The sequence below is a fragment of the Fibrobacter sp. UWH4 genome, assembly GCF_900142475.1.
Taxonomy (GTDB): domain Bacteria; phylum Fibrobacterota; class Fibrobacteria; order Fibrobacterales; family Fibrobacteraceae; genus Fibrobacter.
On record NZ_FRAY01000015.1, the window covers coordinates 25,818 to 35,786 of the forward strand.

Consider the following 9,969-nt stretch of genomic DNA (forward strand, 5'->3'; position numbering starts at 1 on the left):
ATTTCTATATTGGCACACTTTGCGTGCATACAGATCGGTTCGGTCATGACAAGCATATTTGATGCTTGTCGCGACTCTCACCTTATTCTATATTTGCCCCCATGTTACGTTCTAGGTACGAAGCATTTGACTTCGTGGAAAAGAAGGCCGAAGTCAAGAAAAAGTCGGGCAACCCGATCTTGATGATCGTGTCGGGCTACCTCGCGCTGGTTTCCTTGGGAGCGCTCCTCTTGTCGCTCCCGTTTGCGCAGCGTGAACCCGTCGGCATCCTCGACGCCTTCTTCACGGCCATGTCCGCCGTATGCGTCACCGGCCTTTCCACGATCGACATCAGCGCAAGCTTCACCCCCTTCGGCAACTGGGTGCTCGTTCTCCTGATGCAGGCGGGCGGTCTTGGAATCATGACGATTTCTACCGTGATTATCTTGCTTGCGGGCATGCACCCGGGATTCAACCACCAGTCGGCACTGCTTGCGAACTACACGCAGGAAGGCAACGTCGACGCGGGCCGCATCCTGAAGGCAGTGCTTCCCTTTACCTTCGGCCTCGAGGCCATCGGCGCCGTCATCTACTTCACGCAGTTCAGCGGCATGGCCCTTTACGACCGCATTTTCTGCAGCCTTTTCCAGGCGGTCAGTTCCTTCTGTAACGTGGGCTTCACCTTGTTCCCCGATTCGCTCGTGCAATTCCAGCTGAACCCGCTCATGAACATTACCACCTGCGTGCTCGCCCTCGCGGGCGGCTTCGGCTTCCTCGCGATTACCGAAATGCGCTACGTGTTCGACCTCAAGAAACGCGCCATCCGCAAGGTGTCGTTGCATACGCACATCGCCACGGGCTTCACGCTGATTATCGTCCTCGTGAGTATCGCGTTCTTCATGTTCAGCGAATGGAGCAACACCTTCGAGGGTCTGAACTTCGGGCAGAAACTGGAAACCAGCGCCTTCATGGCGTTCACCAGCCGCACGGCAGGCCTCAATACGATCGATGTTCCCGCCCTCAGCGTGGGTTCGCTCTTCTTCTTCGTAATTATCATGCTCATCGGCGCTAACCCGGGTAGCTGCGGCGGCGGTATCAAGACCACCACAACCGCCGTGATTTTCCTGCTCGGATTCAACCGACTGCTGGGCCGCAACAAGACGCAGATCCTTGGCCGCACCATTCCCGAAACCACCGTCGACAAGGCCGTGCGAATCTTCGTGGTGGCCATCGTGGTAGTCGTGGTCGCAACGCTTGTGCTGCTTGAAACCGAAGCGGCGGGCAACTCCATCGAACAGGTATCTTTCCTCAAGGTGTTCTTCGAGGTCGTCTCGGCCTACAGCACCTGCGGACTTTCGATGGGACTGACGCCGGACCTCTCGATTCCGGGCCGCATCGTGATCTGCCTCGTGATGTTCGTCGGCCGTATGGGACCGCTGTTCCTTATCTCCGCCGTGGCAAAGACGCAGGAGCAGGGCATGTGGTACGCCGAAGAAGACATCATGGTGGGCTAATTTAGACGAAAGACGAGAAAAAACAATTCGGATTTCGGAATTCGGAATTCAGAATTATTCTAAATCCGAAATCTGAACTCTGAATTCTGAATTTTCCTAACCACTGACAACAGACTACTAACTACCGTCTACTTTTACTACATTATAGCCCATGGCTTCTAAACAATTCGTAGTAATCGGTCTCGGAAACACGGGCTATTTCTTGGCCCGCCATCTGACCGCACTTGGACACGACGTGATGGTCGTGGACCCGAGCCCCGAAAAGATCCAGGATATCTCGAACCAGGTGTCGCAGGCGGTCGTTGCCGACGGCACCCGCAAGAAGCAGCTCCAGTCGCTGCCGCTTTCCAAGGTGGACAGCGTCATCTGCTGTATCGGTGAAGACCTGCAGGCATCGCTCCTGACAGTCCTCAACCTCAAGGAACTGGGCGTGAAGCACATCATCGCAAAGTCCAGTAGTCCCGCCCATACCATTATCCTCGAAAAGCTCGGCGTGGCGGACATCTTCCATCCCGAACGCGACATGGCCATCTCGCTCGCGGAAAGGCTCAACCGCCCGAACATGCTCGACTACCTGCCGTTCATGGAAGGCTTCTCCATCGTGGAAATCGCCTGCCCGGCAGCGTTCCTCGGCAAGACCCTGAAGGACCTCTCCCTGACGCACAAGTACGGCATCCAGGTGATCGCCATCCGCGACCCGCTGGAACCCACACCCAAGATCGGTAACATCGCCGACTACGTGCTCAAGGAAAACGACGTGCTGTTCGTCATCGGCCCAAACGAGGCCCTGGACAAGCTGAAGGCGTAAAGTCCCCAAGACATTAGACGATTTATTTATCGTAACAAAATGCTTTTTCTGTAATTTGCAAGGTGGCTATGCAGTAGCCATCGTGGCATTTTTTTGAAATGAAAATGCGTTTCTTATACCTAAACCGCTATAAAACTAATTGTATAATTCGAGACTATTCAAATAGATACTTCATATTTTCATTGTTCTTATCAAAGCAAAATTCTTTTTCACTTATCGGCAAAGTGACAAAACAATAACCGCCATGGCAGCCCAATTTCGACGAAATTGAAAAATTATAATCTGGATTACCATCATTCAGTAAACTAATCTCAAAACTGAACAGCCATGCCGTATCTTGCTCTGAAATTGCATAGATATGCTCTTTCCCCTTCAGCAAGCTGTCAACCTTGATTTCGTCCAGTTGATTAGCCTTCTTTATTTGGAAAAAGACATCTTTACTTTTTAAGGACGCATTATATTTTATATAACACCCTAGTTTAACGAACCAATCTTCATATTCGGAATCAACCTCTTCATCATTATAAGAATAATGGTAAAATTGGTCATCTTTATTTTTCTTAAAAAATAACTCAGTATTACTTTTACAAAGAATCTTTTCATCCGTATAAGCCCTAACATCACTTACCTGCGTTGTTGAAATTACGCTGATCGCAGCAACCTGGTTTGAATCAATGCAATTATATGTGTCTGGATCTACAGTTTCCAAGCAAGATGTTAAAGCAAAGGTAAAAAACAAAAAAAGTGATTTATAGATATTCATAAAAGCTATCTCACTATAAAACTTATCGTATAGTTTAGCATTGCATCATCCTCTTGTTTTGCAATAGCATTGCTGGGTTTGTACAGGAACAAAAAGAACCCAAACAAAAGAAGGTTCTTTATCTGACTTACGTATAAATTAGGCTAGAACACCGGCTGGTTCGAGACAGCCTTCTCGGACTTGCGACCGGCACCCGCATTCTTTTCGGTAGCGAGCTTGCGGTGCGTCACGGAGCCAACCACGAAATAGCGGCCGTCCTTCTGGACGAGGGCCGTGTAGATGTTGAGCACCTTGACCGAGAACCACTGCTGGTAAAGGTTCAGCAAGTTTTCCTTGAGGGAAGAAGTCTCGTCGATAGCGGGGTTGGCCGAGGGCTTGCCGTACTTGAGCGTGAACTGCTCGGACATATAGGCGACAGCTTCGAAGGACTTGCTCAGACGGGCGCGTTCCACACGGCCGGTACGGATTTCGAAGGAGTAGAACTTGTCATTCTTGTTGAAAATGAAATCGACCTGCACAGGCAGTTCGCCGAACATGAACACGGGGATAACGACGCGTTCACCCTCGCCGCTCTGACCGTAGGGCTCGTAACCGAGCTTCATCACTTCTTCGATAACGGTTTCGCGGGAGGCCCCGAACGGAATTCCGGCAAAGTCGTTATAACGTTGAGCAACCGCTTCCAAAGACAGAAGCAGCGTCAAGAGCGTTACTATAAATCCGATTCGTTTCACAGGAATCTCCTAAATCCAATGTAAAAGATAGTAAACTTCTTTCGGTTGTTAAGTCCTTTATGGATAATTTTTTAGAAAAACTTACGATTATCTATATTTTGTGGCATGTCCAGCACTTTTGGTAAAATTTTTAGCGTCTCCACTTGGGGCGAATCCCACGGTCCGGCAGTAGGTTCGGTCCTGGACGGATGCCCCGCAGGTCTCGAAATCTCCGAAGAGGAAATCCAGGCGGAACTCAACCGCCGCCGCCCCGGGCAGGGCAAGATGACCACCGCCCGCGACGAGAAGGACCAGGTGAAAATCCTTTCGGGAGTCTTCGAAGGAAAGACCACCGGCACCCCGATTTCGTTTGCCGTCTTTAACGAGGACCAGCGCAGCCATGACTACGCCGAGATCCAGAAATGGTACCGACCGGGACACGCGGACCTGTGCTACGACCTCAAGTACGGGTTCAGGGACTACCGTGGCGGTGGACGCAGCTCCGCCCGCGAAACGATCGGCCGCGTAGCCGCCGGCGCCGTCGCGAAAAAGCTCTTAAAGCAGGTGAACGGCACCGAGATTATCGCCTGGGTGAATTCCATCGGCGAAGTCGACTGCGGCCCTGTGGACCTGAACACCCTCTCGCTTGAACAGATCGAAGAATCCCCCGTGCGCTGCCCCGACAAGGAAGCGAGCGCCAAGATGGAACAAGCCGTACTCGATGCACGCGCCAACGGCGACAGCATCGGCGGCACCGTATGCCTCCTGGTCAAGAATCCTCCGGTGGCGCTGGGCGAACCGGTGTTCGACCGCCTGGACGCGCTACTCGCGCAGGCGATGCTGTCGATCCCCGCCTGCAAGGGATTCGAAATCGGAAGCGGTTTCGCCTCGGCACGCATGCACGGGAGCAAGCACAACGACGAACTTTACTTTGACGGTCACCGTTACCGCACCCGCACCAACAACGCAGGTGGCAGCCTCGGCGGCATCAGCAACGGCGAGCCCATCTACTGCCGCATGGCCTTCAAGCCGACCGCCACGATCTCGCAGGAACAGAAGACCGCCGGTCGCGGTGGCGAAAACGGAACGCTCGCCGCTCGTGGACGCCACGACCCTTGCGTCGCCGTACGCGCCCCGGTGATTGTCGAAAGCATGGCCGCCCTCGTCCTTGCGGACCTGTTCTTGCAGCAAAAGAGAAACTGCCTGTAGGAGCGAGGTCGCGGCGTTGCCGCTTTGAGGTATGAGGTTTGAGCAAGAAGAATGAAGAGCTTAGCCATTGTCCTCTGTTACCGTGCCGCCTACCTGTTGCATCACGCAATTTGCCTTAGGCCGGGGAAACCGCTGAGGCATTCGCGGCTTGTCGTTGTCGGAGCCTACCGCACCGGTGGCGCGGGAAAGACGCCCTTCTGCACCTGGCTTGCAGAAACACTTTCCGCGCATGAGAAACACGTCGCCATTCTCTGTCACGAATACGCCTACGACGAAGCGGCAATGCTCCAGGAACATTTTGCAGGAACTCCCCGTGTCAAAATCTTTACGACGCGCAACCGTTACCGCCTCGCCCACGAACTAGACCGCACCCAGGAATTCGACTTCATCCTCTGCGACGACGGCTTCGAAGACAGCAGGCTCGTCGGGGCGACCACCTTCGTGCTCCTCTGGGAAAATGCACCCACACGCCTCTGCGAACTGTGGCCGCTAGGAAGTGCCAGGAGCCTCGCCAAAGATCACTCCGACCACCACTCCGGCCGCACAGTCGAAATCCGCTGCAACGGCTCCGCCTCAAAAATCCGATTTGCCATAGACAACATAACAAACAGGAAAGGCGAAGACCTCCGGAGTGTTCAGGGTTCAGCGCATTACAGACAAATAAACATTTTCTGCGGAATCGGAGACCCGGAGCGCCTTTGCAACGACATCCGGGAACAGGGAATCGCCATCACGGGAACGACCTTCTTGAAGGACCACGACCGCCATTTTTCGGACAAATTGCAAAGGGCCCTGCAAGAAAATCCGCAAAGCGCCTTCGTCATTACCGAAAAAGACGCGGCGCGCCTTGAAAAAGCCCCCGAAAAGCCTTTCCCGTGGCCCGACAACCTCTATATTGCCCGCCAAAAGACCATCGTAGACGAGACCCTGGCCCATCGCATTTTGTACGAATTGTTAAATTCATAGTAAATTTACACGAAGGATTGGGAAATGACTTTAACACAACGCATCCAGGAATTGTTGCAGAACCTCTGCGTCGACTTTCCAGAAAGGGAATCCTGCCTCAGGCTAGGGTTCCTGGCCGCTGTCAACAACGAGCCTTTCTACCTTTACGGCCGAACCGGCTCGGGCAAGAACCTTCTGACCAGCCGTCTGATATCCGCGTTCAAGGACGCCAGGGTATTGCAAGTCGGTTCACGCCAGCATGACTTCCCGGCCAAAGTCAGCGACTTCGATTTGATCATTTTCCAGAACTTCAACCCCATCGACGATTCCACCAAGGAAAACGTCCGCAACTCCCTGCGATACAACAACAACGCCACCGTCATCCTGAGCAGCGACATCCGTCCCGAAAACGCCATGGGTCGCGCCGAAATCGCCGACGAGATTACGCTCACCATTTCGATGCCCGACAGCCTGAGCCCCGAAGCGCTCTGCTCGCTCCTGCAGAACCAAGGCAAGCTCCAGAACTTCCATACCCCCGAAGAGCTCGCCATTTCCAACGAAGAAAAGCTCGCCTGGAAAGAGGAAATCAAGAAGGTGGAACTTTCGGAAGACACCCTCGCCCTCGTCGGGAAAATCGCGGAACTATGCTCGCAGAACGGAATCTACGTGCCTATCAGCAAGTGGCTCGCTCTCACCAACATGGCAAAGGCCATCGCCTTTTTCAACGGACGCAACAAGACCACCTTTGCCGACACGCTTTTCCTGGGAGGCCCCATCTGGGGACGTTCCACTTCGAACAACATCGTCATGGAAAGCTTCAACGGCATCGTGAAAACGGTCATGCTCAAGGACCTCGCGAACCTTGCCGAAAACGCCTACGACGCCGAAGGCCTGTATCGCAGGGTCAAGTCGATGATGCACAGCAGCAACAACTTGTACGAAACCAAGGAATTCAACGGCGAGCCCTGCATCTGTTACCGCGTGACCGTGGCGGGTGAACCCGCACCGCTGTACGTGCCCCTGCGCTATATCGAAACCGACGAGGACTTCAACCCCTTCAACGAACTCCGCCAAATCGAAAAGCACGTGCGCTGCAATTACCACGGAACATCGAGCTGCACCATTTCTATCGACGCCGCTGTCAAGGGAATCGGGCTCCGCAACAACATGTCCCGTAACGGAAACGCTCCCACCAAGTTCGAAGACTTCGCGACGCTACCAACCTACATTCTCCGCGAAAACGACCCCGAGGTCGCCAAGCAGAAAAAATTGCAGCTGGAAGAATTCCGCAAGGAAGCCCAGTCGCAAATGGAGCAGCAGGCGAAAATCCTCAGGACGCTCCGCGACATCTACCAGGCGAACAAGGTTTACCGCACCGATCTCTTCTGCGACATTCCGCTGTTCGACAAGATCCAGGGCGAGCTGCGCTCCCTCTTCGACATGGTCAACGGAATCGCGACCAAGCTGAAGGAAACGCAGGAACTTTACAAGTAGTTGGTAGAACTTAGTTGGTAGAACTTAGATGAATTCATCTAAATTCTAATCCCTAAGGATCCCGTCGATATCGTCGGGGACTTCGGGGCGCATCACCAAAAGCACGGCGTTCTGCGAAATAATCACGTACTGTTCGCCGTCGATTTCAATTTCATGACCGCTCGCGTGCAGGTAGAGGGCCTCGTCGCCTTCCTTGACCTGCAAGGGCAAGTACTTCACGTTTTCGGGATTTTCGTTGCGGAAAATTTCGTCGCCGTCCTGGTTCACGGGAATCGGGTAACCCGGCCCCACGCGCACCACCAGGCCCGTATGCACGGCATCGCGCTCCTTCACGCTCGGTGGCAGGTACAAACCGCTTCCGGTCTTGTTGGAAGCTTCCAGGGGCTTGAGAAGGATACGGTCACCGATGACCACGACATTCTTTAACGGATTCAGCATAGCGACAAAGATAAAATTTCATTCCTTTTGCTATAATATGGAATATGATTTTTGTCGTGCTCTGGAGCGTCATTTTCACCTTCCTCGCCATCTACCTCGGGCGAAGTCCCAAGGTGCGCGGGTGGCTCAAGCTCCTTGGCCGCAACCGTAGAATCTGGCGCGTCACGATTGCGACCGCAGCAATCATTACAATCATCGCGACAACCTACCTGCTACTCCCCGCCGCACACCGGCACCAGACCGACGAAAGGGAACTTTTCGAGGAATTCGCCGCCGAAGCGGTACTCAAGCTGCACACCCTGCAGAAAGTCACTATCGATTCCACCTGCGACCTGACGCACCCGAAACCGGAACTCGCCTACATTCTTCCGCTGATTATTGCGGCCTACAACGAAGTCGTGGAAAAACCGACGCGGCCCGAACTCACCCGCCTCGACGATACGCTCCACTTCACCATGTACGGCTACAAGCAATTCAAGAACCGCGGAATCCGCCTGAACAGGGCCCTGCAAAAGAGGCTAGGCAACCGTTACACAACCCGCATCGAAAGCGAAGAATCGACCCACACCTTGATTGTCACCTACAATGGAGCCCCCTGGGACACCGAACAGTTGACGGCGCTCCCCGTCATGGACGCCGCCCAAAGCAACCAGGTGGACGCGGCACTGCTGATGTCCCTGATTCGGCACGTGTCGAATTTTGATTTTGACTACCGCGGACAAAAGGATTCCCACGGGTTGCTCGCCCTAGATGACGGCGAAGGTCTACAGCAAATCTATATCGGGGCCGAACGGCTAAGCAAGCTCCTGAAGGTCGGCATCAGCCAGGAGAACGCCATCGCGACCTTCTATCCCGATCCCGAAATCGGCGCCAAGCCCGAAAACTGGAACCAGTCGCCGCTCACCAAAAGCTGGGTGGACCAGGTCATGGCCGATATCCAGTTCTACAAGGCGAACGGGATGAAATAAAATAGTTTGAGTAGAAATGGAGATTCCCGCCTTCGCGGGAATGACATTTCAATATTAATGTTTCAGATGCAGCTTGCGGAGCACCTTTCCTAGAAGCTCGTTCAGAATATCCTTTGCATCCTTGCTACCCAGGTAACGCTGGACGATGAGCGTGAGCGTAAACAGCAGGATTCCCGCCGCACAGGCGTAAACGACAAGCACCACAAAACCTGCGTTACGGACAAATTCACCCGACACGCGGTCAAGGCCAACAGCCGCAACAATCATGATGCCGAAAGCGACCAGGGCACGAACCATGTTCAAAAGCGCTTCCTTCATGCCGTCGGTGCCGTTCTTTTTCGCCCACATGACAATCATCGCAATCACCTGGAGAATGGCTCCCGTCGCACCGACAATCGGCACGCTCTTGATGCCGAGACCCGCCTCGGGAGCGCCGAGCAGGATGTAGGCAGGAATCGTCGCCGCGAAAATGCCGGTATTGAGGAGCGTCGGCACCCACATACGTTCGCAGGCATAGAAGCTACGCACCAGCACCGCCTGCAAGCAAAGGCCGAGGCTTACGGGTAGGTACCAGCGGAGAATTTCGGAAATGGCCTCGGTGGTTTCACGCTGGAAGGCGCCGCGTTCAAAGAGGATACGCACCGCCGGAAAACTGAGCGCCCACACGGCGACCACCGCCGGAATCAAGATGCAGAACATGCGCGAAAGGCTCTTCCAGATTTTGCGGTTCAGCTGGCCGAAATCACCTTCTTTTACGAGGCGAGCCATGTCGGGGTAGCTCGTGACGCTCACCGAGAATCCGAAGACCGCCACCAGCGTGTACATCACGCGGTAGGCGTAGTTGAGGCTCGAAATGCCTCCCGTACCGAAATTCGCCCCGAAACTACGGATAATGAATTCGAGGCCGAACATGGAGCCCACGCCCAAGGACATCGGGAGCATCATCTTGAAGTAGCGTACGATATCGGGGTGCGTCGGCTGCACCAAGAGTTCATAATGCACCCCGCCACGCCGGGCGCCAAAAATCTGCAACGCGAAGAATCCGATGAAGGCGCCCACCGGCACGCCCCAGGCGAATCCTTCGAGGCCGTATTCCGTGCCGGTGAACTTTTCGAGCGCGATTCCTAAAGCACCGCCGCCC

10 protein-coding genes are annotated in these 9,969 nt (G+C 54.0%); 6 read left to right on the forward strand and 4 right to left on the reverse strand.

Annotated features, from left to right (window positions below; genetic code table 11):
- Positions 1-101 precede the first annotated feature (101 nt).
- Together BUA93_RS15300 and BUA93_RS15305 are read left to right on the forward strand one after the other, a co-directional pair.
- Positions 102-1,493 carry a TrkH family potassium uptake protein gene (locus BUA93_RS15300; RefSeq protein WP_072980886.1) on the forward strand — a complete coding sequence of 464 codons (1,392 nt, stop codon included), beginning with the start codon at positions 102-104 and terminating at the stop codon, positions 1,491-1,493.
- 151 nt (positions 1,494-1,644) lie between these two features.
- Positions 1,645-2,301 (forward strand): potassium channel family protein, encoded by a 657-nt coding sequence (locus tag BUA93_RS15305; RefSeq protein ID WP_072980888.1) that lies wholly within the window; start codon positions 1,645-1,647, stop codon positions 2,299-2,301.
- Between the two features lie 154 nt (positions 2,302-2,455).
- Here BUA93_RS15305 and BUA93_RS15310 read toward each other — a convergent pair whose 3' ends face one another.
- Together BUA93_RS15310 and BUA93_RS15315 are read right to left on the reverse strand one after the other, a co-directional pair.
- On the reverse strand, positions 2,456-3,064 hold the full coding sequence (locus tag BUA93_RS15310) for a hypothetical protein (protein ID WP_072980890.1): 609 nt from the start codon (positions 3,062-3,064) through the stop codon (positions 2,456-2,458).
- 143 nt (positions 3,065-3,207) lie between these two features.
- Positions 3,208-3,795 carry a hypothetical protein gene (locus tag BUA93_RS15315; RefSeq protein ID WP_072980892.1) on the reverse strand — a complete coding sequence of 196 codons (588 nt, stop codon included), beginning with the start codon at positions 3,793-3,795 and terminating at the stop codon, positions 3,208-3,210.
- 105 nt (positions 3,796-3,900) lie between these two features.
- Here BUA93_RS15315 and aroC point away from each other — a divergent pair, with 105 nt between their 5' ends.
- From aroC to BUA93_RS15330, 3 genes are read left to right on the forward strand one after another with little or no spacing between them, the layout of a single operon-like run.
- A complete protein-coding gene (gene aroC, locus BUA93_RS15320) occupies positions 3,901-4,983 on the forward strand; it encodes a chorismate synthase (RefSeq protein ID WP_072980894.1) in 1,083 nt (360 codons plus the stop codon).
- A 51-nt stretch (positions 4,984-5,034) separates the two neighbouring features.
- Entirely contained in the window at positions 5,035-5,949 is a 915-nt protein-coding gene (locus tag BUA93_RS15325) for a tetraacyldisaccharide 4'-kinase (protein WP_072980896.1), read from the forward strand.
- A gap of 24 nt (positions 5,950-5,973) precedes the next feature.
- Positions 5,974-7,422, forward strand: a complete 1,449-nt coding sequence (locus BUA93_RS15330) for a hypothetical protein (protein ID WP_139258123.1) — start codon at positions 5,974-5,976, stop codon at positions 7,420-7,422.
- A 45-nt stretch (positions 7,423-7,467) separates the two neighbouring features.
- Here the strand turns inward: BUA93_RS15330 and BUA93_RS15335 are convergent, their stop codons facing one another.
- Complete coding sequence (locus tag BUA93_RS15335) at positions 7,468-7,860, reverse strand: co-chaperone GroES (RefSeq protein WP_072980900.1); 393 nt, start codon at positions 7,858-7,860, stop codon at positions 7,468-7,470.
- Between the two features lie 44 nt (positions 7,861-7,904).
- Between BUA93_RS15335 and BUA93_RS15340 the strand changes: the two genes are divergently transcribed.
- The gene (locus BUA93_RS15340; RefSeq protein WP_072980902.1) at positions 7,905-8,828 is read left to right on the forward strand and encodes a hypothetical protein; all 924 of its coding nucleotides are present in this window, start codon (positions 7,905-7,907) and stop codon (positions 8,826-8,828) included.
- Positions 8,829-8,882: 54 nt separating this feature from the next.
- Here the strand turns inward: BUA93_RS15340 and murJ are convergent.
- Positions 8,883-9,969: murein biosynthesis integral membrane protein MurJ (gene murJ, locus BUA93_RS15345; protein ID WP_217651024.1), on the reverse strand; the 1,087-nt coding region annotated here is incomplete at its 5' end.

Bases quoted from the DNA above. Each gene is read 5' to 3' on its own strand.
- BUA93_RS15300 (WP_072980886.1), top strand. From the start codon at position 102: ATGTTACGTTCTAGGTACGAAGCATTTGACTTCGTGGAAAAGAAGGCC.
- BUA93_RS15305 (WP_072980888.1), top strand. From the start codon at position 1,645: ATGGCTTCTAAACAATTCGTAGTAATCGGTCTCGGAAACACGGGCTAT.
- BUA93_RS15310 (WP_072980890.1), bottom strand. From the start codon at position 3,064: ATGAATATCTATAAATCACTTTTTTTGTTTTTTACCTTTGCTTTAACA.
- aroC (WP_072980894.1), top strand. From the start codon at position 3,901: ATGTCCAGCACTTTTGGTAAAATTTTTAGCGTCTCCACTTGGGGCGAA.
- BUA93_RS15325 (WP_072980896.1), top strand. From the start codon at position 5,035: ATGAAGAGCTTAGCCATTGTCCTCTGTTACCGTGCCGCCTACCTGTTG.
- BUA93_RS15330 (WP_139258123.1), top strand. From the start codon at position 5,974: ATGACTTTAACACAACGCATCCAGGAATTGTTGCAGAACCTCTGCGTC.
- BUA93_RS15335 (WP_072980900.1), bottom strand. From the start codon at position 7,860: ATGCTGAATCCGTTAAAGAATGTCGTGGTCATCGGTGACCGTATCCTT.
- BUA93_RS15340 (WP_072980902.1), top strand. From the start codon at position 7,905: ATGATTTTTGTCGTGCTCTGGAGCGTCATTTTCACCTTCCTCGCCATC.